The sequence below is a fragment of the Sphingomonas asaccharolytica NBRC 15499 genome (assembly GCF_001598355.1).
Classification (GTDB): domain Bacteria; phylum Pseudomonadota; class Alphaproteobacteria; order Sphingomonadales; family Sphingomonadaceae; genus Sphingomonas; species Sphingomonas asaccharolytica.
The window spans coordinates 1-21,816 of record NZ_BCYU01000026.1 but is presented as its reverse complement, the minus strand read 5'-3'; the positions used below and the strand labels follow the sequence as shown (position 1 = coordinate 21,816).

General features: G+C 65.3%; 26 protein-coding genes and 1 pseudogene. 17 read left to right on the top strand and 10 right to left on the bottom strand.

The annotated features are described in order from the left end of the window. On the bottom strand, positions 1-381 hold the full coding sequence (locus SAS01S_RS09280; RefSeq protein ID WP_066807400.1) for a DUF4267 domain-containing protein: 381 nt from the start codon (positions 379-381) through the stop codon (positions 1-3). A gap of 90 nt (positions 382-471) precedes the next feature. On the opposite strand from SAS01S_RS09280, the gene SAS01S_RS09275 reads away from it, so the two are divergent. The 3 genes from SAS01S_RS09275 to SAS01S_RS09265 all read left to right on the top strand — a co-directional run bounded on the left by SAS01S_RS09275 (position 472) and on the right by SAS01S_RS09265 (position 4,831). Then, complete coding sequence (locus SAS01S_RS09275; RefSeq protein ID WP_066807399.1) at positions 472-1,038, top strand: TetR/AcrR family transcriptional regulator; 567 nt, start codon at positions 472-474, stop codon at positions 1,036-1,038. 92 nt (positions 1,039-1,130) lie between these two features. Beyond that, positions 1,131-3,026, top strand: coding sequence for a CocE/NonD family hydrolase (locus SAS01S_RS09270; protein WP_066807398.1), 1,896 nt, complete (start codon positions 1,131-1,133; stop codon positions 3,024-3,026). An 11-nt stretch (positions 3,027-3,037) separates the two neighbouring features. Then, complete coding sequence (locus SAS01S_RS09265; RefSeq protein ID WP_066807397.1) at positions 3,038-4,831, top strand: DUF885 domain-containing protein; 1,794 nt, start codon at positions 3,038-3,040, stop codon at positions 4,829-4,831. A 39-nt stretch (positions 4,832-4,870) separates the two neighbouring features. Here SAS01S_RS09265 and SAS01S_RS09260 read toward each other — a convergent pair whose 3' ends face one another. The 4 genes from SAS01S_RS09260 to SAS01S_RS09245 form a co-directional block, all read right to left on the bottom strand. Beyond that, the gene (locus tag SAS01S_RS09260) at positions 4,871-5,944 is read right to left on the bottom strand and encodes a 5-(carboxyamino)imidazole ribonucleotide synthase (protein WP_066807396.1); all 1,074 of its coding nucleotides are present in this window, start codon (positions 5,942-5,944) and stop codon (positions 4,871-4,873) included. Continuing rightward, a complete protein-coding gene (gene purE, locus SAS01S_RS09255; protein ID WP_066807395.1) occupies positions 5,941-6,420 on the bottom strand; it encodes a 5-(carboxyamino)imidazole ribonucleotide mutase in 480 nt (159 codons plus the stop codon). The genes SAS01S_RS09260 and purE overlap by 4 nt, the downstream gene beginning before the upstream one ends. A 42-nt stretch (positions 6,421-6,462) precedes the next feature. Continuing rightward, positions 6,463-7,041: a hypothetical protein gene (locus tag SAS01S_RS09250; protein ID WP_084238739.1), complete on the bottom strand. Its 579-nt coding sequence runs from the start codon at positions 7,039-7,041 to the stop codon at positions 6,463-6,465. 89 nt (positions 7,042-7,130) lie between these two features. Then, positions 7,131-7,403 carry a DUF4242 domain-containing protein gene (locus SAS01S_RS09245; protein ID WP_066807394.1) on the bottom strand — a complete coding sequence of 91 codons (273 nt, stop codon included), beginning with the start codon at positions 7,401-7,403 and terminating at the stop codon, positions 7,131-7,133. Positions 7,404-7,566: 163 nt separating this feature from the next. On the opposite strand from SAS01S_RS09245, the gene SAS01S_RS09240 reads away from it, so the two are divergent. Together SAS01S_RS09240 and SAS01S_RS09235 are read left to right on the top strand one after the other, a co-directional pair. Beyond that, positions 7,567-7,935, top strand: a complete 369-nt coding sequence (locus tag SAS01S_RS09240; protein WP_066807423.1) for a YciI family protein — start codon at positions 7,567-7,569, stop codon at positions 7,933-7,935. Positions 7,936-7,942: 7 nt separating this feature from the next. Further along, positions 7,943-9,223 (top strand): RNA polymerase sigma factor, encoded by a 1,281-nt coding sequence (locus SAS01S_RS09235; RefSeq protein WP_218016276.1) that lies wholly within the window; start codon positions 7,943-7,945, stop codon positions 9,221-9,223. 76 nt (positions 9,224-9,299) lie between these two features. Here SAS01S_RS09235 and gpmA read toward each other — a convergent pair whose 3' ends face one another. Beyond that, positions 9,300-9,986 carry a 2,3-diphosphoglycerate-dependent phosphoglycerate mutase gene (gpmA, locus tag SAS01S_RS09230; protein WP_066807392.1) on the bottom strand — a complete coding sequence of 229 codons (687 nt, stop codon included), beginning with the start codon at positions 9,984-9,986 and terminating at the stop codon, positions 9,300-9,302. Between the two features lie 74 nt (positions 9,987-10,060). On the opposite strand from gpmA, the gene SAS01S_RS09225 reads away from it, so the two are divergent. Further along, the gene (locus SAS01S_RS09225; protein WP_066807390.1) at positions 10,061-10,792 is read left to right on the top strand and encodes a dienelactone hydrolase family protein; all 732 of its coding nucleotides are present in this window, start codon (positions 10,061-10,063) and stop codon (positions 10,790-10,792) included. A gap of 131 nt (positions 10,793-10,923) precedes the next feature. On the opposite strand, the gene SAS01S_RS09220 is transcribed toward SAS01S_RS09225, so the two are convergent. Both SAS01S_RS09220 and SAS01S_RS09215 read right to left on the bottom strand, forming a co-directional pair. Further along, positions 10,924-12,042 (bottom strand): M14 family metallopeptidase, encoded by a 1,119-nt coding sequence (locus SAS01S_RS09220; protein ID WP_066807388.1) that lies wholly within the window; start codon positions 12,040-12,042, stop codon positions 10,924-10,926. Further along, positions 12,039-12,632 (bottom strand): DUF4136 domain-containing protein, encoded by a 594-nt coding sequence (locus SAS01S_RS09215; RefSeq protein ID WP_066807386.1) that lies wholly within the window; start codon positions 12,630-12,632, stop codon positions 12,039-12,041. Before SAS01S_RS09215 ends, SAS01S_RS09220 begins: the two co-directional genes overlap by 4 nt. A gap of 146 nt (positions 12,633-12,778) precedes the next feature. On the opposite strand from SAS01S_RS09215, the gene ykgO reads away from it, so the two are divergent. Next, on the top strand, positions 12,779-12,904 hold the full coding sequence (gene ykgO / locus SAS01S_RS09210) for a type B 50S ribosomal protein L36 (RefSeq protein WP_003046794.1): 126 nt from the start codon (positions 12,779-12,781) through the stop codon (positions 12,902-12,904). A gap of 239 nt (positions 12,905-13,143) precedes the next feature. Here ykgO and pyk read toward each other — a convergent pair whose 3' ends face one another. Further along, positions 13,144-14,598: a pyruvate kinase gene (pyk, locus tag SAS01S_RS09205; protein WP_066807384.1), complete on the bottom strand. Its 1,455-nt coding sequence runs from the start codon at positions 14,596-14,598 to the stop codon at positions 13,144-13,146. 74 nt (positions 14,599-14,672) lie between these two features. Between pyk and SAS01S_RS09200 the strand changes: the two genes are divergently transcribed. The 5 genes from SAS01S_RS09200 (at position 14,673) to ruvC (ending at position 18,314) form a co-directional block, all read left to right on the top strand. Further along, positions 14,673-15,029, top strand: a complete 357-nt coding sequence (locus tag SAS01S_RS09200) for a DUF1244 domain-containing protein (RefSeq protein WP_066807382.1) — start codon at positions 14,673-14,675, stop codon at positions 15,027-15,029. A 174-nt stretch (positions 15,030-15,203) separates the two neighbouring features. Continuing rightward, positions 15,204-15,446: a DUF2312 domain-containing protein gene (locus tag SAS01S_RS09195; protein ID WP_218016277.1), complete on the top strand. Its 243-nt coding sequence runs from the start codon at positions 15,204-15,206 to the stop codon at positions 15,444-15,446. A 103-nt stretch (positions 15,447-15,549) separates the two neighbouring features. Next, entirely contained in the window at positions 15,550-16,731 is a 1,182-nt protein-coding gene (locus SAS01S_RS09190; protein ID WP_066807378.1) for a BaiN/RdsA family NAD(P)/FAD-dependent oxidoreductase, read from the top strand. 211 nt (positions 16,732-16,942) lie between these two features. Then, the gene (locus tag SAS01S_RS09185) at positions 16,943-17,686 is read left to right on the top strand and encodes a YebC/PmpR family DNA-binding transcriptional regulator (protein ID WP_066807376.1); all 744 of its coding nucleotides are present in this window, start codon (positions 16,943-16,945) and stop codon (positions 17,684-17,686) included. Positions 17,687-17,828: 142 nt separating this feature from the next. After that, complete coding sequence (gene ruvC / locus SAS01S_RS09180) at positions 17,829-18,314, top strand: crossover junction endodeoxyribonuclease RuvC (protein WP_066807374.1); 486 nt, start codon at positions 17,829-17,831, stop codon at positions 18,312-18,314. On the opposite strand, the gene SAS01S_RS09175 is transcribed toward ruvC, so the two are convergent. Beyond that, positions 18,311-19,168 carry an NmrA family NAD(P)-binding protein gene (locus SAS01S_RS09175; RefSeq protein WP_066807373.1) on the bottom strand — a complete coding sequence of 286 codons (858 nt, stop codon included), beginning with the start codon at positions 19,166-19,168 and terminating at the stop codon, positions 18,311-18,313. The genes ruvC and SAS01S_RS09175 overlap by 4 nt on opposite strands. A gap of 77 nt (positions 19,169-19,245) precedes the next feature. Between SAS01S_RS09175 and SAS01S_RS09170 the strand changes: the two genes are divergently transcribed. The 5 genes and pseudogenes from SAS01S_RS09170 to SAS01S_RS23045 form a co-directional block, all read left to right on the top strand. Continuing rightward, positions 19,246-20,184: a LysR family transcriptional regulator gene (locus tag SAS01S_RS09170; RefSeq protein WP_245656821.1), complete on the top strand. Its 939-nt coding sequence runs from the start codon at positions 19,246-19,248 to the stop codon at positions 20,182-20,184. Positions 20,185-20,227: 43 nt separating this feature from the next. Then, positions 20,228-20,821 (top strand): Holliday junction branch migration protein RuvA, encoded by a 594-nt coding sequence (ruvA, locus tag SAS01S_RS09165; protein WP_066807372.1) that lies wholly within the window; start codon positions 20,228-20,230, stop codon positions 20,819-20,821. Next, the gene (locus SAS01S_RS09160) at positions 20,818-21,228 is read left to right on the top strand and encodes a GFA family protein (protein WP_066807371.1); all 411 of its coding nucleotides are present in this window, start codon (positions 20,818-20,820) and stop codon (positions 21,226-21,228) included. The genes ruvA and SAS01S_RS09160 overlap by 4 nt, the downstream gene beginning before the upstream one ends. Then, entirely contained in the window at positions 21,225-21,515 is a 291-nt protein-coding gene (locus SAS01S_RS09155; RefSeq protein ID WP_066807370.1) for a DUF1330 domain-containing protein, read from the top strand. Before SAS01S_RS09160 ends, SAS01S_RS09155 begins: the two co-directional genes overlap by 4 nt. Positions 21,516-21,631: 116 nt before the next feature. Beyond that, a pseudogene (locus SAS01S_RS23045) lies at positions 21,632-21,816 on the top strand (hypothetical protein); the annotation flags it as partial.

The window sequence follows — 21,816 nt, the reverse complement described above, 5'->3', positions numbered from 1 at the left end:
TCAAGCTGCTCCCATGATCAAGGGGATCGCCGCCAGGATCATCAGCGCAGCGGTTATGCCGTGGATGCCAAGGGCCCTTTTAGTAGAGCCTTTCGCAGCAAGGATGAGCGACATATCGCCTGCCGGGATCATCGCCTCGATCAACAAGACGATGCCGACCGTCTGGGGCGTGCTCCATGCCATCATGGCCAGCACGACCAACCCCGAAGCCATGTCGCGCGAGCCTTTGAGGCGAAGCCACCATGCGACGTTAGCACCCTGTTCGGGAAGCGGCAGGCCGAAGCTCTCCGTCGCGGCCCTCGGTCGGGTAAGATACATGATGCCGATCGCGATGATCCCGATCGCGACCAGCAGTGCGACGCCATTTGAGAACCAATGCATCTGCGTCTCCTTATGTTTCGATAGATAATCTAGCGTTGCTAGATTATCAAGCCATGTTATGACTTGGCTGGGGTCGGGCGGGAGATCGAGTTGGGCATCTCGGAGAGAAAGAGCAGGGAGCGGACCGAACGTGAGCACCGCATCGTCGCGTCGGCACGCTCGATTGCCGAAGTCGAAGGATGGGCTGCCGTCACGATCCGCCGTCTGGCGGAGGAGGTCGAATACAGCCAACCGGTCCTCTATTCGCATTTCGAGAACAGGGATGCGATTGTGTCGGCAGTCGCCGTCGAGGGTTTCCGAGAAATAGCGATAGCGCTTCAACGAGCGGCGCGACGACCGGCCGGCCGTGGGACCGCTTTGCGCGATGTAGCGATGGCCTATCTTGCCTTCGCTCGCGAGCATCCGGCCGTTTACGAAGCGATGTTCGCGATGCGAACCAACCTGCATTTCGCGGAGGCCGACACCAAATCGGAATTGAGGGACGGGTTTGCGGCGTTGATGGTCGCGGTCGCGCCTTCAAGCAGCGATGCCGAGATCGCCACCGAGACATTCTGGGCAGCCCTTCATGGGCTAGCCGAGCTCGAACGTTCGGGGCGAATCAGGCCGAGCGCACGTGACGAACGGATTGCTCTCCTCTGCGACCTTTTCGAGCGCTGAACCCGATCATCGACGCCTACTCGCGATTCAAAGTTGCACCCGAAACGACTCCGGCCCACGATCGCTCCGACATCGGGCGAGGGGAGCGAGGCATGCGCTGGCGGCTGGCAGTGGCGATGGGGCTGGCGGCGCTCGCCGCTTCGGGCGGAACGGCGCAAACTTATGACGATCGCCCGGTAAAGGCGGTCGCGCCCAATTACGGCTTCAATTACGAGCGCCGCGTCGTCCAGATCCCGATGCGTGACGGGACCAAGCTCCACACCGTCATCCTGACTCCCAAGGGCGCGAGCGACGCGCCGATCCTGCTTACCCGCACGCCTTATAATGCCGAGGGGCTGACCACCAACCGCAAGAGCGGCGATCTCGGCACCTCGCTGTACGGTTACGACAACGCCACCGACGTGATAGTCGATGGTGGCTATATCCGTGTGATCCAGGACATTCGCGGCAAATACGGATCGGGCGGTACCTTCGTCATGAACCGCGCGCTGGTCGGTACGGCGGAAAACCCGACCAAGGTCGATGATGCGACCGATTGCTACGACACGATCGATTGGCTGGTGAAGAACCTGAAAGAGTCGAACGGCAAGGTCGGCATCCTGGGCATCAGCTATGACGGCTATGAGCCGCTCGCGGCGCTGGTGAACCCGCATCCGGCGCTCAAGGTGTCGGTACCGATGAACCCGATGGTCGATGGCTGGATGGGCGACGACTGGTTCCACAACGGCGCGTTCCGCCAGATGGGCATGGATTATATCTGGGAGCAGGAAGCGACGCGCGACAACAGCCTGCCCTGGGTCAGTTCGAGCGACGATGTCTACGATCTCTACATGCGCGCGGGGTCGGCGGGCGAGCTCGGCAAGCGGATGGGGCTCGACCAGATCGGCTTCTGGAAGAGCATCCTGGCGCACCCCGCTTACGACAAGTTCTGGCAGGACCGCGCGATGGATGCGTATCTCGCCAAATTGCCGCTCAAGGTGCCGGTGATGCTGGTCCATTCGCTGTGGGATCAGGAGGATAGTTACGGCGCGCTAGCGACCTATCGCGCGCTCGAACCCAAGGATGCCAATAACGACATGGTCTATCTATCGATGGGTCCGTGGCACCATGGGCAAGAGATCGAGAACGCCGACACGCTCGGCCAAATGCGCTGGGGGCAGGACACCGGGACCTGGTGGCGCAAGAACGTGCTCGCGCCGTTCCTCGCGCATTACCTCAAGGACGCGCCGATGGACGTCGCGCCGGTCACTGCGTTCGAGAGCGGGACCAATGAATGGCGGCGGTTTCAGTCCTGGCCGAAGGATACCGGGGAGGGCGATCGGCTATATCTGAAGCCGGGCGGCACGTTGGGTTTGGATGCCGCGGCGAGTGGCGAGGAGACCGCCGACTATGTCTCCGATCCCGCGCATCCGGTGCTGTTCCGCAACCGCCCGGTCCAGGCGGTGGGCTATGACGACAATCCCTGGCCTAATTGGCTCGCAGACGATCAGCGCGCGGTGTCAAGCCGGCCCGACGTGCTGACCTTCACCAGTGAAGTGCTGAGCCAGCCGCTCAAGATTTCGGGGCGGCCGATGGTCAAGCTGACCGCGTCGACCAGCGGCACCGACAGCGACTGGGTGGTGAAATTGATCGACGTCTGGCCCGACCAGGTGCCGGGGCGTCCCGGGTTCGGCGGCTATCAGTTCGCGGTCGGCATGGACATCTTTCGCGGTCGCTATCGCGAAAGCTTCTCCGAGCCGAAGGCACTGACGCCGAATGCGCCGCTCCTGTACAATTTCGCGCTGCCCGCCGCGAACTATGTGTTCCTGCCCGGCCATCGGATCATGGTGCAGGTGCAGTCGAGCTGGTTCCCGCTCTACGACCGCAACCCGCAGAGTTTTGTTTCCAATATCTTCCTCACCAAACCGGCGGACTATAGGAAGGCGACGCAACGGGTGTGGGTGTCCGGCGCGAACGAAAGCTACATTGCGCTGCCGGTGGTGAAGTGAGGAGGGAAACGATGTTCGATCGCCGTCAGGTCCTGAAGGCAGGTGCCGCCGTGGCCGCGCTCTCCGCCGCGCCGGCATGGGCGCGACCGGCCGGGCCTGCGCTCAATGCGCTGTTCGACAGCTTCTTTGCCGAGGGCCTCAAAATGCGGCCCGAATCGGCGACGCTGCTCGGCTTCGACAAGGGCGCGAACGCCGCTTTGCGCTCGAAACTGTCCGACGGATCCCCGGCGGCACAGGCGGCAGCGAAGGAGTTGACCCAGAGCCAGCTCAAGCGCCTCGCGGCGGTCGACGTCGCCGCGCTGAGCCCGGCGGAAAAGGTCAGCTACGACGTCGTCCTCTACACCCGCAAAGCCGCGGCCGCAGCGCAGGCGTTCGATTTCGGCGGCGGGCGTTCGCCTTATGTGATCAGCCAGCAGGATGGCGCCTACCAATCGACGCCCAATTTCCTCGATACCAAGCATCCGATCGACACCGCGTCCGATGCCGACGCCTATCTCTCGCGGCTGGCGGCGTTCGGGAAGCAGCTGGACGACGACACCGCGCAGATGAAGCATGACGTGGCGGCGGGCGTGGTCCCGCCCGACTTCCTGATCGGCAAGACGCTGACGCAATTGACCGCGATGCGCGTGCCGGCGGCGCAGGCGACAGTGGTCACCTCGATCCAGCGCCGTGCCGCCGCCAAAGGCTTCGACGCGCATTACGGCAAGGACGCCGCCCGGATCTACGATGAGCGCATCCTGCCGGCGATCGACCGGCAGATCGCCGCGGTGAAGTCCGTGCAGGGCAAGGCGACGCATCATGCCGGGGTGTGGAAACTGAAACAGGGCGACGCTTTCTATCGCATGGCGCTCGAAGGCTCGACCACGACGCGGCTGTCGCCCGAGGAAGTCCATCAATTCGGGCTCGACCAGGCCAAGGCGATCGGCGACCGCATCACGCAATTGATGGACAAAGCCGGCGTGCCCGCGGGGCCGCTCGGGCAGCGGCTGGCGGGCCTCTACAAGCTGCCGGGGCAGGTCTACCCCAATACCGATGACGGCAAGGCGCAGGCGATCGCCTATTGCAACGGCCGGCTCGACGCGATCCGCGGCCGCTTGCCGCAGGTGTTCAAGCGCATGCCGCCGTACAAGTTCGAAGTGCGGCGCGTGCCCAAGGAGATCGAAGCGGGCGCCGCGTCCGCTTATAGCCAGGGTCCGGCGATCGACGGCTCGCGACCGGGGCTGGTCTATTTCAACCTGCACGATTCGGCGGAATGGCCCAAGTTCATGCTGGCGACGGTGGTCTATCACGAAGGCCTACCCGGGCATCAGTTCGAGGGCGGACTCGCGCTGTCGAACACCAGCCTGCCGCTGATCCGCAAGTCGATCGGCTTTTCGGGCTGTGCCGAGGGCTGGGCGCTCTACGCCGAGCAGGTCGCGGCCGAGCTCGGCATGTATGACGGCGATCCTTTCGGAGAGATCGGCTATCTGAAGGAGGCGCTGTTCCGCGCGCACCGCTGCATCATCGATACCGGGCTGCATCATTTCAAATGGAGCCGCGAAAAGGCGATCGCTCTGTTTGTCGACGGGCAGGGCGAAGCGCCGGGGTTCGCCGACCGCGAGATCGACCGCTATTGCGCGAGCCCAGGGCAAGCCTGCAGCTACAAGCTCGGGCATTCGAGCATCGTCAAACTGCGCGACCGGGCCAAGGCGGCGCAAGGCGACAAGTTCGACATCAAGGAGTTCCATGAGGCGGTGCTGGCCAATGGCCGCCTGCCGCTGGAAATATTGGAGCAACTGGTCGGGAACTGGATCGGCAAGGCTTAGCGGCCATCAAAATCCTCCCCGTAAACGGGGAGGAATTTTTCAGTCGCGCTTCAACCGCGTCACGTGCCCCATCTTCCTCCCCGGCCGGGCATTGCCCTTGCCGTAGAGGTGCAGATGCGCGCCGGGCTCGGCCAGGATGGTCGCCCAGTCGTCCGCTTCGGCGCCGATCAGATTGACCATCTCGACCGCGGGGGCGGTCAGCGCGGTGTCGCCGAGCGGCAGGCCGCAGATCGCGCGGATATGGTTTTCGAATTGCGAGGCGACCGCGCCCTCGATCGTCCAATGCCCCGAATTGTGCACGCGCGGGGCCATTTCGTTGAACACCGGTCCCTCGGCGGTGGCGAAGAACTCGCAGGCGATCACGCCGACATAGCCGAGCTGGTCGGCGATCCGCCCGGTCAGCGCCGCGGCGACTCCCCATTGATTGGCGATCTCGGCCGGTGCCGGCAGCGACGACCGCGCCAGGATGCCTTGCTTATGCTCGTTCCACGGCGGCGGATAGCTGACCATCGATCCGTCGTGCCCGCGCGCGAGGATGATCGAGAATTCGTGGCTGAAGCTGACGAACCCTTCCAGGATGGCGGGGCGCTGGCCGATCGCGTCCCACGCTGCGGCTGCCTCGGCGGCGTTGGCGATGCGCACCTGGCCCTTGCCGTCATAGCCAAGCCGTAGCGTCTTCAGGATCGCCGGCGCGCCGATCTCGGTCAGTGCCGCCTGCAATTCGTCCAGGGTCGCGATGCGACGCCACGGCGCGGTGCGGCCGCCGATCGCGTCGACGAACGCCTTCTCGCTGGCGCGATCCTGCGCGATGGCAAGCGCCTGTGGCGCCGGGTGTACCGGAACGCGCGTCGACAGATAGGTGACCGGCTCGATGGCGATATTCTCGAATTCATAGGTCACGACGTTGCAGCGCGCCGCCATCTCATCGAGCACGATGCGGCTGTGATAATCGGCGCGGGTGAAGCTCGAGGCGGTCTGCGCCGCGACGCTTTCAGCATCGGGTGCGAGGATGTGGGTGTGATAACCCAGTTCGGCGGCGGCCGACGCCAGCATGCGCCCGAGTTGGCCGCCGCCCAGAATGCCGATCGTCGAACCGGGGGGGAGAGGGGTCATTCGGGATCGATCGCGACGCTGTCGGTCTGCCTGGCGCGCCATGCCTTGAGTCTCTCGGTCAGCGCCTCATCGCTCGTCGCGAGGATCGCCGCGGCGAGCAGTCCCGCGTTGATCGCCCCGGCCTTGCCGATCGCCAGCGTGCCGACGGGCACGCCACCCGGCATCTGGACGATCGAATAAAGGCTGTCGGCACCTTTCAGTGCTTTCGATTCGACCGGCACGCCGAGCACCGGCAAATGCGTCATCGACGCCGTCATGCCGGGGAGATGCGCGGCGCCGCCGGCGCCGGCGATGATCACCTTCAACCCGCGCTCGGCAGCGCTAGTCGCGTAATCATAGAGCCGCTGCGGTGTGCGATGCGCGCTGACCACCTTGGTCTCGTGCGGGACACCGAGTTCCTCAAGCTTTTCGGCGGCATGACGCATCGTCTCCCAGTCGGAAGTCGAGCCCATGATGATGCCGACGAGCGGTTGCATCGCCCGCCCCTAGCCAAGGGGGCAAGTCAGGGCAACCGCCTGTTATAGCGCGTCGCGGCAGCCGCGCGTCTGGTGCACGCCGCGCAGGAAGCCACGCCGGGCAAAGCCGGCCTGGGTCGCCGCGGCGAGACGGCGGTCGGCGGCGGCGGCTCCCGATACTTCGCGTACCACCCCGCGAAACGGGATCAGCGAATTGACTACCGCGCCGCCCGCCGCCTTGCCCACGCTGACCTTGTCGTTGGGGCCACCGGCCGAATAATCGGGGCCGAGCGCGGCATCGAGCACGCGCACCGCGTCGGCGATCTGGCGGCAGGTCTTCAGGCCGGCAAGCGAATAGGGGGCATTCGATGCCTCAACCAGCGAGGGCGGAATCTTGTTCTTGGCGATGCCGATGTCCTTGGCGGGCTGGCTGACCACGTCCTTGGTATCGTCGATCGTCTCTTTCCTCTTCTCGTCGCGCGTCGATTGCGGTGCCGGATCGGCGTTGGCGGGGGCCGTGTTCGTCGCAGGATCGGCGGGCGCATTGCTCTGTGCCATCGCCGCTTGCGGCAGCACCATGGCGCAGGCCATGGCCAGCCCCGCGATCAACCTCGTCCGCATCCCATCATCACCCGCGCGCATCCGCTTTCTCCATTCGGGCCATCGCCCGATCGTTACGATAGGAGAAGAAACGCGCGCCGGCGACTCTCGATCCCTTCAGTCGGCGCCCTTCAATCAGCCGTTGTCGGGTCGATCACATTGCGTACCTCGGCGATCGAATTGGCCGGAAAGCCGGCGGTGTCGGCATGCTGGCGGATCAGGTCTGCCGACGGCGCGCGATAGATGCAATAGATCTTGTCGTCGGTGACGTAGCTGTGGACCCATTGGATCTCGGGCCCTAGATCGCGCAACACGCTGCACGAGGTCTGCGATGCGCCCTTGAGGTCGGCAGCGCTGGCGCCGCCAATTCCGGGCATGTCCCGTTCGATGACGAATTGTGGCATGACGATTCTCCCTTCGACATCGCCGCGCTGCGCCTTTGTCGGCGACGGAGATAGGAAAAAATCGTCGTCGGACTGTCGATCTGGGCGACGCCCGTTTGTCGTCTATGATGGGCGAGGCAATCGCGCGGCGATGGCGCCGCGGCTCGGCCCCGGAGATTATCCAATGCGTTTCATGTCCATCGTCACCGCTCCACGGTCTCAGCAATATGGCCACCCGACGCCCGAGCTGCTCGAGGCCATGGGCAAACTCGCCGACCGCGAGATCAAGGCCGGGCGGATGATCGACAATGGCGGGCTGATGCCGATCGACCAGGCGGTTCGCATTACCATCGTCGACGGCAAACTGAGTGTGCTCGACGGCCCGTTCGTCGAGGCCAAGGAAGTCATTGGCGGCTATTCGATCACCGAAATGGCGAGCAAGGAAGAAGCCGTCGCGCTGGCGATCGAGTTCATGCAATTGCACAAGGATCATATGCCCGGCTGGGAAGGCACGTGCGAAGTCCGCGCCTTTGCCGGTTTTGCCGATTCTTGATCGGGACATGCTCTTCACGTTGTCGGCGGCAATGACCGCCGCCGACACCCATCGCGCGGTGCTCGCCGCGTGGCGGATCGAGCAGCCCAGGCTGATCACCAGCCTGGCGCGGATGTTGCGCGACGTGCCGCTGGCCGAGGAATTGACCCAGGAAGCTTTGCTCGCCGCGCTCGAACACTGGCCACGGGCCGGCGTGCCCGACCGGCCCGGTGCCTGGCTGATGACGACGGCGCGGCGGCTGGCGCTCAATCATTTGCAGCGGGCGCCGATGCTCGAGCGCAACCATGCCATGCTCCTCAGCGAGCTTGAGCAGGAACAGTTCCTGCCGCCCGACTACGAGGCGATGCTCGACGACGATATCGGCGACGAGATGCTGCGGCTGATCTTCACCGCTTGCCATCCGCTGCTGCCCTATGACGCGCGCACCGCCCTGGCCCTGCGCATGGTCTGCGGGCTGACCACCGCCGAGATTGCCCGCGCATTCCTGGTGCCGGAGGCGACGGTCTCGCAGCGCATCGTTCGCGCCAAGCGCACCCTCTCGGAATCGGGTCTGGCCTATGAGACACCGCATGGCGGGGAACTGGCCGCGCGGCTGTCATCGGTCCTGGAGGTCGTCTATCTGATCTTCAACGAAGGCTATACCGCCGCGCGCGGCGACGACTGGCTGCGCCCCGATCTGTGCGGCGAGGCATTGCGGCTCGGCCGTATCGTCATCGCAATCGCGCCGGACGAGGCGGAGGCGCACGGATTGCTCGCACTGATGGAACTGAACGCGTCGCGCACCGCGGCGCGAACCGACGCGGCGGGCGAGCCGATCCTGCTGCTCGACCAGGACCGCGCCTTGTGGGACCAACTCCAGATTCAGCGCGGGATGCGGTCGCTGGCGCGTGCCGAGGAATTGGGCGGCGCAGGCGGGTTCTACGCGCTGCAGGCCGCGATCGTGGCATGCCATGTCCGCGCCGCGCGCGCCGCGGAAACCGACTGGCTGCGCATCGCATTGCTCTATGCGGAATTGTCCGCCGTTACCCGATCGCCGATCGTCGAACTCAATCGCGCGATTGCCGTCGGCATGGCGGAGGGGCCCGCCTCCGCACTCGTCATACTCGACCGGATCGCCGATGCGCCGGCATTGAAGACCTATCATCTGCTGCCGAGCGTGCGCGGCGACATGCTGCGTCGGCTCGGGCGACATGATGAAGCGCGAGCGGCGTTCGAAGCGGCGGCGGTGCTTGCGGGGAACAAGCGGGAGCGTGAGTTGCTGCTGCGGCGCGCCCGGGAAACGGTATAGCTAGCCACTCCGTCTTAATGTCAGTTCCGCTTGGCCAAATTCGAGCGCGGGTCGGTACCCTCTGGTGCGCCGGGCCTTAGCGTTCGTTCAGATAATAACGATCGGTCGCGTTGAGCGCGTCGTCCAACTGGTAGACGATCGGCTGGCCGGTCGGGATTTCCAGGCTGGTGATCTCGTCATCGGGAATGTTCGACAGATGCTTGACCAGCGCGCGCAGCGAATTGCCATGCGCGGAGATCAGCACGCGCTGGCCGTCCTTGAGCGCGGGGGCGATGCGCCCGTCCCAATAAGGCAGTACGCGCGCGATCGTGTCCTTCAGGCTCTCGGTGTTCGGGATGGCGATGCCGGCATAGCGGCGATCCTTCGACAGATCGTATTCGCTGCCCGCTTCCAGTGGCGGCGGCGGGATGTCGAAGCTGCGGCGCCAGATATGGACCTGCTCGTCGCCATGCTTGGCCGCGGTCTCTGCCTTGTTGAGGCCGGTCAGGCCGCCATAATGGCGTTCATTTAAGCGCCAGTCCTTCTCGACCGGCAGCCACAACCGCCCCATCGCCTCGAGCCCGAGGTCGAGCGTCTTGATCGCGCGCGTCTGGAGCGAGGTGAAGCACATATCGAAGTCGAGGCCCTTGGCCGCCATCAACTCGCCCGCCAGCCGCGCTTCCTCGGCACCCTTTTCGGTCACGTCGACGTCCCACCAGCCGGTGAAGCGGTTTTCGAGGTTCCAGGCCGACTGGCCATGGCGGATCAGGACGAGCATGGGCACGAAGCTACTCCTTGCGAGGGATCGGGCGGCTCTGTAGCGCTTCGTGTGGTAACGGCAAACCTGGAGAGCAAGTCATGGCGATCGTGCGGCAAACCATGGTGTATGACGGCCCGGGCGGCCCGTTCGAAGGCGTGTTCGCCTATGACGATGAGGTCGAGACCGCGCGTCCCGGGGTGATGGTCGTCCCCAATGTGCTCGGCCAGAAGGAATCGGACAGCATCACCGCCGAGAATATCGCCAAGCTCGGTTATGTCGGCTTCGTCGCCGATGTGTTCGGGCAGGGGCGGCGCAAGACCTTCACCTCCGAAAATCCGGCCGAATATATGAACGAACTCAATGCCGATCGCGGGCTGCTCCGCGATCGGCTGAAAGCGTCGCTCGACGTGCTCAAGGGTTTCCAGCTGGTCGATCCGGCCAGGACCGCGGTCTATGGCTATTGCTTCGGCGGCAAGTGCGCGCTCGACGTGGCGCGCGCCGGGCTCGATGTGCTGGGCGTCGTGTCGTTTCACGGCGTCTACGACAAGCCCGATTATACCGGCGTCACGCCGATCAAGGCCAAGGTCCTGGTCTGCCACGGCTGGGAAGACCCGATCGCGCCGCCCGACGCGATGGTCGCGCTGGGCAAGGAATTGAGCGAGGGCGAGGCCGATTGGCAGATCCACGCTTACGGCACTGCCGGCCACGCCTTCACCGATATCGACCGCAAGGGCGTGCCACCGACGCGTCCCGGCGTCGCCTATGAGGAACGCGCCGACCGCCGCAGCTGGAAAGCGGCCAGCGACTTCCTCGCGGAACTGTTCGGGTAGGCGCCAGGCGCCTTACGGGCGAACCGAGCTCCTGCGAAAGCAGGAGCTCGGAGTAATGAGGGAAAACGTTCTGAGCCCCTGCGCTCCTGCTTTCGCAGGAGCACGGGTATTTCCGTCCGCTCTTCCCCCGATCAGATCCCGTCGATCACCTCGGCGATCGTTTCCAGGCACGCTACCGCCAGCACCTTGCAGCGCGCCGGCGACCAGCCGAATTCGGGGTCGGGATTGGGATCGTGGTCCTTGAACGGCATTTCCAGCGTCATCGATACTGCGCCGAACCGCTCGGCGAGCTGATTGGTCGACATGGTCAGATTGGCCTTGCCCGGAGCCGACTTCTCATACCCTTTGGCGGTCTGGAATTCGGGCGTGCGCGCGGCGAGGCGGCGGCCGAAATCGTAGAATTTCTCGCCGAATGCGTCGGTCCAGCTCGGAATGCCTTCATAGCCGGCCAGGAAATTGGCCGGAATCGCCTCGTCGCCATGGACGTCCATCGCGAGCTTGACCCCGGTCCGGTCCATCGCGTCGCGGACCAGTTTCACCTCCGGACTCTTCTCCATCGATGGCTCGTGCCATTCGCGGTTGAGGTTGATGCCCGCGGCGTTGGTGCGAAGGTGCCCGCGGAAGGTGCCGTCGGGGTTCATGTTGGGAACGACGTAAAAGGTGCACTTGGCTTTGATCGCGTCGGCGGCCGGGCTCGCCAGCCATTCGAGCGCGCCTTCCATCCACCATTCGGCCATGCTCTCGCCCGGATGCTGGCGGGCATAGAGCCAGACCGGCTTGTCGCCGGTGCCGATCGTGAGCAAGTCGATCGCGCGGCCGTCGAGCGTGTGGCCGAGCTCGCGATGCGCCACGCCGGGCTTGGCGGCATAGGTCGCGATCAGATCCTCGTGCCGCTCCATCGTGTAGGGCGCGAAATAGGCGAACCACGCGACCTTCGCGTCCGACTCCCAGTCGAATTCGAGTACGCCGTTGTCATAGCGAGTCGGGATCATCCGCCACTGGACCCGGTCGGTCGAGGCGCGCGCCTTATAGCCCGGCCAGCCGAACGGATAGGCCGATTGCCCGGCATTGAGGATGCGGAAAGTCAGCTTGCGCCCGGCCGCATTGGCGACGCGGAACGAGAACCATTGATAGAAATCGGACAGATGGTCCTTGGCGATTTCCAGGTCGACGCGGTCGCCCTGGATCTCGACGACGCGGATATTGCCGCCGTCGAACGCGGCGGTGATGGCGGGAAGGGAATCGGTCATTTGACCTCGATAGTCCGGCCCGACTCGCCAGGGAACCCGGTGAACAACGCGCCCGCCAATTTGGGGGCGACCTTGTCCGCTACCGCATTGCCGACCACGCCGATCGCGCGCGACTGGGCGCGGCCTTCCCACACGCCGAGATCGCCCTGGCGCTGGTTGATCTTGACCGACAGCATGCTCAGCGCGTCCTCGCGGTCGCGCCCGCGACCGATCGGGAACGAAATGCCGCCGCCCAGTCCGACACCGCCGTCACGGTTGCCGCTATAGGTGCCGCCTCCAAGGCCGATGCTGAACGGCGAGCGCTCGCGCACCGGACGCGCCTCGGTATGGAAGCCGATCTTGGCGACATAGACGCTCTTCGACCCGTCGGGGACCAGCGTATAGCCTTGCTTGGCCAGGGCACCGCCGACCGCCAGGGCATAGGCCTGATATTCGGGACCGTTATCGATGCCCTCATCGGGCACCAGGGCGATGGTGCCGCGGCCGACCTCATCGGCGCGATAGCGAGTCACTTCGGTGGGGAAGGAAGCGGGCGCGGTCGCGCACCCCGTCACCATCAGGGCTGCCGTCAGCAGGATCGCTTTACGCATTCACTCTTCTCCACCATCGCGTTGCATTGATATATAGCTGGTAAGACGTAGCCGGTTTTGCCTGTCCGTGGGTTGACTTCGGGCAACCCCCACTATAGGCGGCCCGCTTCCCAGTTTCACTGCAATCTTAAAGAAGCGAATCGATCATGAAGATCCGCAATTCCCTGAAGTCGCTCAAGGACCGGCACCGCGATAACCGCGTGATCCGCCGCCGTGGCCGCACTTACGTCATCAACAAGACCAACCGCCGCTTCAAGGCCCGCCAGGGCTGAACCGGTTGCCCGTTGCCGCTATCGGCAACGTGCTGGTCGATCGGAACCATGAGTTCCTGACGAGCGCCTGATCGGTGACGATCGGGCGCTCGACGCGTTTCTGCATCCGTCATGCCGGGCTCGTCCCGGCATCCACCGTGCCTCAAGGCGTCGGCCTGGAGTCTCCAGCCCTCAGCCTGCCTCCCGGTGGACCCCGGGACAAGCCCGGGGTGACCACGCTTAGGGTGAGGCGAGGCGCCTCAACTATACCCCTTCAACTCGTCGCCCATAATCCGCACGACGTGGAGCACGTTGGTCGATCCCGGCGTCTTGAACGGCACGCCGGCCATCACGATCACGCGGTCGCCCGCTTCCGCCAGGTGATGGCGCAGCACCATGCGCTTGGCCTTGGCGACCATTTCCTCGAACGAATCGACGTCGCGCGTGTGGACGGCATAGGCGCCCCATAACAGGCCCGATCGCCGCGCCGTCTCCATCTTGGGCGTCAGCACCATGATCGGCACGCCGGGGCGCTCGCGCGCGATTCGCCGCGCGGTCGATCCCGAACTGGTGAAGCAGACGATGACCTTGGCCTCGATCGTCCGCGCGATGTTCTTGGCCGATTCGGACAGAGCGTCGGCGGTGGTCGGATCGGAGCGTATCACGGTGAAGTGGATACGGTCGCCATGCGCCGGATCGCTTTCGACCGCTTCGCCGATCGCGTTCATCATCGCGACCGATTCGATCGGCCATTTGCCCGCGGCCGATTCGGCCGACAGCATGATCGCATCGGCGCCGTCGTAGATGGCGGTGGCGACGTCCGAGACCTCGGCGCGGGTCGGTGACGGCGATTCGATCATCGATTCGAGCATCTGGGTCGCGACCACCACCGGTTTGCCCTGGCGGCGCGCGGCTTCGACGATCCGCTTCTGCAGCGGCGGCACGGTCTGTGGCGGCAATTCGACGCCAAGGTCGCCGCGCGCCACCATCACGCCGTCGCATGCCTCGATGATCTCCTCGAGCCGCTCGATCGCCGCGGGCTTTTCGATCTTGGCGAGCAATGCCGCCTTGCCGCCGATCAGCTTGCGCGCCTCCATCAGATCCTCGGGCCGTTGCACGAAGCTGAGCGCGATCCAGTCGACATTCTGCTCGACCGCAAAGGCCAGATCGCTGCGGTCCTTCTCCGTCAACGCCGCCATCGGCACGACCACGTCGGGGACGTTCAGCCCCTTATTGTTGCTGAGCGGTCCACCGACCTCGACATTGGTGACGATGCGATTGGCGTCATGCTCTATCACCCGCAGCACGAGCTTGCCGTCGTCGAGCAGCAGGCGCGCGCCCGCTTCCATCGCGACGAAGATTTCCTTGTGCGGCAGTTCGACGCGCGTGGCGTCGCCGGGGGTCTTGTCGCGGTCGAGCACGAACATCGAATCGGTCTTGAGCTCGACGCGGCCCTCGGCGAACTTGCCGACGCGTAGCTTGGGTCCCTGAAGATCGGCCAGGATCGTGGTCGGCCGGCCATATTTCTTCTCGAGTCCGCGGATCGCCTCGATCACGGCGACCTTCGATGCCTGATCGCCATGGCTCATGTTGACGCGGAACGCGTCTGCGCCCGCCTCGAACAGCTTGCCGATCATCTCGGGCGTATTGCTCGCCGGGCCCAATGTCGCGAGAACGCGGACCTTGCGCGAGCGAGGAGCGATGGCCTTGGTCATCCTGGGGAGGTTCCTCTGCTTGTCGAGCGGTGGCTCTAGTGCCTATCTCCGATGGATCAACCGTGGAGCGTATAATGGATAAGCTCGATCAACTCGATGACGCATCTGCCGCCGCGGCGTTTCGCCGTCTGGTGCGCCTGCTTCGGCATCGCGAGGATGCCCAGAATATCGACCTGATGGGGCTTGCCGGCTTTTGCCGCAATTGCCTGTCCGACTGGGTAGGCGAGGCGGCTGGACTGTCGAAAGCCGAGGCGCGCGAAATCGTCTATGGCGAGCCCTATGACGGCTGGAAGGCGCGCCAGCCAGAGGCGACGCCAGAACAGTTGCGACGGATGGACGAGAGCATGGCAAAGAACGCCGCGCTCGACGAGGCGCTCGAGGACAGCTTCCCGGCGAGCGATCCGCCGGCGATGACCGAGCCCAATCGATAGGTATCCGGTCGAATAGCGGTTGAGGGTCCGGCCTCGACCGCTTAGACGGCGGCCCAAGCGCGCTGGCCGCGCCAATGCGATATCGCAATCCATTCGAACAGGCGGGGCATGACGCTCGCCTCACAGTGAGGACTTATGGCTGAAGAACGTGTGGCTGAAGAACGTGGCGAAGGCATGGGTGGCGGACGCGTCGCGGCGGACGAGCTTCGGCTGCTGATCGAGCGCGCCGAGCGGCTGGAAGAAGAGAAGAAGGGCATCGCCGACGATATCAAGGACGTGATGGCCGAGGCGAAGAGCCGTGGCTACGACGTCAAAGCGATCCGCAAGATCCTGGCGATCCGCAAGAAGAAGCGTGAGGAATATCAGGAGGAAGAGGCGATCCTCGAAACCTATCTGCACGCGCTGGGCATGCTCTGATCGAACCGATCCGATCGGATGACGAGGACGGCGGCGCTTGCGTCGCCGTTTTTCATATGGGTGCATTTGGCGCTCGCCCGCGACCTGAGGCAGAATCGTCGCAATGAACTCTCCGGCAACCCATGATGCGATCATCCTCGGCGCCGGTGCCGCGGGAATGATGGCGGCCGCGGTCGCGGGGCAAAACGGGCGGCGCGTGCTGCTCGCCGATCATGCCGACGCGCCGGGCAAGAAGATCCTGATCTCGGGCGGCGGGCGGTGCAATTTCACCAACATCCACACCGCGCCCGATCGCTATCTGTCGGCCAACCCACATTTCGCGCGCTCGGCATTGTCGCGCTACACGCCGGCCGACTTCATCGAGCTGGTCGATCGCTATGGCATCACCTGGCACGAAAAGACGTTGGGCCAATTGTTCTGCGACGGCTCGGCTAAGCAGATCGTGGCGATGCTGCTCGACCAATGTGAGCAGGGCGGGGTCGAGTTGAGCCTCGGGCATGCGGCAGGCGAGGTCGGGTATGCCGACGGGATGTTCAGCATCGCGCTGGGCAATCGCGCGGTATCGGCGCCGAAACTCGTGATCGCGACCGGCGGGCCATCGATTCCGAAAATGGGCGCGACCGGCTTCGCCTATGATGTCGCGCGGCGATTCGGGCTGAAGATAATCGAGCCACGCCCGGCTTTGGTGCCGCTCACCCTGGGCGGCGATGATGTGCTGTTCCGGGATCTGTCGGGGGTCGCGACCGAAGTCGTGGCGAGTGCGGGGCAGGGGCGCTTTCGCGAGGCCGCGTTGTTCACCCATCGCGGACTGTCGGGCCCGGCGATCCTGCAAGTCTCGTCTTATTGGCGAAGTGGCGAGGCGGTGGCGATCGACTTCCTCCCCGATCGCGATGCCGGCTGGCTGCTCGCCGAGAAACGCGCGCGGCCGCGCGCGACGGTGCGATCGGCCCTGGGGCAGGCATTGCCTGACCGCCTGGCCGAAACGCTGGCCGAGCGGCTCGCGCTTTCCGGCAACCTCGCCGATCTGCCCGACAAGGCCCTGGCGGCGGCCGAGGCGCAACTCGCGGGCTGGGCCTTCCATCCCAATGGCACCGAGGGATTCGCCAAGGCCGAAGTGACGATCGGCGGCATCGCGACCGACGGTCTGTCGCAAAAGACGATGGAAGCGAAGGGGGTGCCCGGCCTTCATTTCATTGGCGAGGCGGTCGATGTCACCGGCTGGCTCGGCGGCTATAATTTCCAATGGGCCTGGGCCTCGGGCGTCGCGTGCGGCGAAGCGCTATAGAAGATTGATTCACGCGGAGGCGCGGAGAAGAAGGAGCGCGAAGCGCTCTTATTTCGCTTCATGGGTCTCCCGGCCTCTAAGCCGATCCCAATATCTCCGCGCCTCCGCGCCTCCGCGCCTCCGCGCCTCCGCGTGAATCAAATCAACCCCGCCGCTTTGACCACTCGCGCCACGCGGTTTAGAGACCCCGCCAAACGCCAAAGAGGACCCAATGGCAGGCCATTCCAAGTTCAAGAACATCATGCATCGCAAGGGCGCGCAGGATAAGAAGCGCTCGGGCATGTTTTCCAAGCTCAGCCGCGAAATCACCGTCGCCGCGAAAATGGGTCTCCCAGACCCCGACATGAACCCGCGCCTGCGCGCCGCGGTCAACGCGGCCAAGGCGGCGTCGGTGCCCAAGGACAATATCCAACGCTCGATCGATAAAGCGAGCCGCAGCGATGCCGAGAATTACGAAGAGATCCGCTACGAGGGCTTCGGCCCGGGCGGCGTGTCGCTGATCATCGAGGCGCTGACCGACAATCGCAACCGCACCGCGACCAACGTGCGCACCGCGGTCAGCAAGAATGGCGGCAATCTCGGCGCCTCGGGCTCGGTCAGCCATGGTTTCGACCGCATGGGTCTGATCACCTATCCGGCCAAAGCCGGCGACGCCGACAAGGTGTTCGAGGCGGCGCTCGAGGCGGGTGCCGAGGACGTGTCCTCGTCCGAGGACGGGCACGAAATCTGGACCTCGAACGAATCGCTCCACGAAGTCGCCAAGGCGCTCGAGCCGGTGCTGGGCGAAGCGGAAAGCGCCAAGCTCGCCTGGCGTCCGCAGACGATGGTCGAAGTCGGCGAGGGCGACGCCGCGACGCTGTTCAAGCTGATCGACGCGCTCGACGACGATGACGACGTCCAGACCGTCTGGGGCAATTACGAAGTGTCCGACGACGTGATGGAGAAACTGGGTTGAGCCAATTTCCCTCTCCCGACGGGAGAGGGAAGGGGCCCGCTCGCGAAGCGAGTGGGAAGGGTGAGGGCAGTTATGCCACAGCACCTGTCCTCACCCTTCCGCCGCTTCGCGGCTCCCTCCCTCTCCCAGAGGGAGAGGGAATTTGATCATCCTCGGTCTCGATCCCGGCCTCGGCACGACCGGCTGGGGCGTGATCCGGGCGGAGGGCAACCGGCTGTCCCACCTCGCCAACGGTCAGCTCAAGACCGACGCCAAGGAAAGCTTGCCGCGTCGCTTGGCGCATCTCGACGCCATGCTCGCGGCGCTGATCGCCGATCATGCCCCGGATGCCGCAGCGGTCGAGGAAGTGTTCGTCAACATGAATCCGCAATCGACGCTCAAGCTCGGCCAGGCGCGCGGCGTCGTACTGCTCGGTGCCGCGCGGGTCGGGATCGACACCGGCGAATATGCCGCGCGGCTGGTCAAGAAGGCAGTGGTCGGCGTCGGCAATGCCGAAAAGGCGCAGGTCCACGCGATGGTCGCGCGGCTGCTGCCCGGCGTGAAGATCGCCGGCGCTGATGCGGCCGACGCGCTGGCGGTGGCGATCTGCCATGCGCATCACCTCGCGAGCGCGCGGCGGATCGGCTAGCTCCTCGCGACAATGTCGGCGATGACCTGATCGATCGTGGTCGTCGCCTTGAGTGCACCTGCACCGCCGTCGGCGAAATCGATCCAGCCCTGGTTAAAGCCATCGATCATCTGCATCCGCGGCAGCGGGTTGGCCATGCCGGCGGCGCGGAACTCAGCTTCCCAGCCGTAACGCGCGACCGGCTCGGCGCGCACGTCATGGCCGAGGGCGCGGGCAAAGGCGGCAGCGATCTGGTCGGGAGATACGCGGTCGACCGCCTGGAGCTCGACGATCGTGGGTGCGTAGGCGGCGAGCAGCAGATCGGCGGCGCATTGCCCGACATCGCTCGATGCGACCATCGGGATGGCGCGATCGGTTGGCTGCAAATGGCTGCGGAACGTGCCGCGCCGCGCGTCCGCCAGATCGCCGGCGGCATTGTCCATGAACCAGGCGGCGCGGAGGAAGGTCGTCCGGCTAGGGAGATCGGCCAGCGCGGCCTCGAGCAGTCCCAATTGATTGAGCAGGTTCGGTTGAGTTGCATCTGCCCCGACGGTCGATAACGCGACCAGTCGCTCGGGCCGCGCCGTCACCAGCGCATCGTGGAGTGTCGCGATCATCGCGCGGGCGGCGGGGAAACCCGGCGCGGGGTCGAATTGCGGTGGGAGCATCGCGAACACGCCGCGCGCGCCGTCGAACGCCGCCGCCAGCGACCGCTCGTCGTCGAGCGTCGCGATCGCTACCTCGCATCTCGCCTCGGACCAAGCCGCACCCTTGTCCTCCTCGCGCACGATCGCGCGCACCGGCGCACCCGCTGCCAGCAGATGCCGCGCGACCGAGCCGCCGACTTTTCCCGTCACTCCCATCACCGCGAACATGATCGCCTCCTCGATTGCAGGATCGCGATGTGGACGCAGAGCACTGGTGATTCAAACGCGCTTATGTCAGATCATTCGTGCGTTACAAGCAGGAGCGGGCGATGCCCTATGACGGACGGCTGATTGCCGGCGCGACCGTGCTGATGGCGGTAGTGGAAGCTGGATCGATTGCGCGCGCCGCCGCTGCGCTCGGCTTGTCGCCGTCGGGCGCAAGCCGCGCGCTGCAGCGGCTCGAAACGCGGATCGGCGTGCGGCTGGTCGACCGCACCACACGCGCGCTGTCGCTGACCGACGAGGGACGGCGCTTCTACGAACAGGCCGGACCGCTAATTGAGGGGATCGAGGAAGCGGCGCTCGACGTCGCGGGTGCCGGCGCTAGCGTGCGCGGACGGCTCCGCGTCAATATCGATGCCTTTTTCTCGCGCGCGGTGCTGGCCGAGCATCTGGCCGGTTTCCTGGCGCGCCATCCCGAGCTGAGCGTCGACTTGGTGATGCGCGACCGCACCGGCGACCTGATCGCTGACGGATTCGACCTGGCCATCCGGTTCGGCGACCCGCCGGCGGGGCGGCTGATCGCGCGCAAGCTGGCAGAAACGCGCGTGCTCACCGTCGCGGCGCCCGCCTATCTCGCCGCGCATGGCGAGCCGAGGCATCCGCGCGAGCTGGCCGATCACGCCTGTATCGATTTCTACGACGCGGCGAACGGCCGCTCCTATCCCTGGGAATTCCGCCGCGGGGATGACATGGTGCCGGTGACACCGCCGGCGCGACTGATGGTTTCCGACAGCGGGACGATGGCGGGCGCCTGCGTCGCCGGCGTAGGCATCGCACAATTTCTCGAACTGGGGACCGAGGATCTGGTGACGAGCGGCGCGGTGGTGCCGATCCTGACCGATTGGGCGGACGAACGCTTTCCGCTCTATGCCCTGATGCCCTCGCGGCACCAGCGCGCGGCGCGTGTCCGCGCCTTCATCGATTTCGTCGTCGAGGTTATCGCGGCGCGACGGGCAGGATGAATTTCGCTTCCCTAGCGCGGGTTGTTCCGGTTATGTCCCGCGGATGATCGCACACCTCCGCGGCCGCCTCGAAGCGACCGGCATCGACCATGCAGTGATCGACGTCGGCGGCGTCGGCTATCTGGTCGGCGCCTCGGCCAAGACGCTCGCGGCGATCGGCCCGATCGGCGAGGCGGCGACGTTGTTCACCGAGATGCTGGTCGCCGAGGATTCGATCCGGCTGGTCGGCTTCGCGCGTCCCGACGAACGCGATTGGTTCCGCCTGCTGACCGGCGTCCAGGGCGTGGGCGCACGCGTCGCGCTGGCGATTCTGTCGGTGCTCGAGCCGGTCGAGATCGCAAAAGCGGTGGCCGCGCAGGACAAGGCGATGGTGGCGCGGGCTAATGGCGTCGGACCCAAACTGGCCGAGCGTATCGTCCGCGAGTTGAAGGACAAGGTCGGCGGCGTGATCCCGGGCAGCCTGACCCCGGTTTCGGCAGCGATGGGCGCGGCGCAGGATGCGGTATCGGCGCTGCTCAACCTCGGCTTCCGCCCCGCCGAGGCTAATGCGGCGGTGGGGGCGGCGGAAGAGGAGCTGGGTGCCGGCGCCGGTCTGGATGCGCTGGTGCGGCTGGCGTTGCGGAAGGCAGCGAAATGACGGACGAGACGACGGTACGCCGCGCCACTTGCGCTTGCGGCCAACTCGCGATCGAGTGCGCCGGCGAACCGGTACGCGTCTCGGTCTGCCATTGCCTCGACTGTCAGCGGCGCTCGGGCAGCGCGTTCGCGATGCAGGCGCGGTTCCCTAACGATCGCGTCACCATTTCGGGGCAGTCGAAACAATGGACGCGGGTCGGCGATGAGGGCGGCAAGGGCGTAATGGATTTCTGTCCCGATTGCGGCTCGACCTTGTTCTATCGGGTCGAATTCGATCCCGACGTGGTCGCCGTGGCGGTCGGCGGCTTTGGCGACCCGAATTTTCCGCAGCCGGTCTATTCGGTCTACGAGACGCGCAAGCACCGCTGGCTCGAGATCGTCGGAGACGGCATCGAGCATTACGAATGACTGCCTATGTCATTTCCAGGGTGACGATGAAGCCGGGCCCCGCGCTCGAGGCGTATCGACGGCTCGCTGCGGCGTCGATCGCGCGGCATGGCGGGCGGTATCTTGCGCGCGGTGGAGCGATGACCGTGCTCGAAGGCGAGTGGCGCGCAGGAGCGGTGCTGTTGGCTTTCCCCAGCATCGAAGCGGCACGTGCCTGGTATGCCTCTCCCGATTATGCCGAAGCGCTGGCGCATCGCGACGACGCGGTCGAACGCGATCTGATCATGGTCGAGGGGTTCGATTCCTGACCGCTGCGCGGCAGAGCGTGCCAGGCGTGCGACGGTCAGTTTATTGATATAGCGAAACAATTATTCGGCCGGCTGGTCAGGGTCTAGGCTGTCGCTCCCGAACGATGGGAGGACGTATGAAGCGACTTTTGTTGGCTACCAGCGCGTTCCTGCTGATTTTACCCGATATCGGTGCCGCCTTCGCTCAGGTCGGACCGAAACTGCCCCCCGGCGCGACGACCAAGCCGGGCCGCCCGGGCGGTCCGCAGATCCAGCCGCCCCGGCCACAGCCTCCCAAGCCACGGCCTCCACGGCCTCGCCC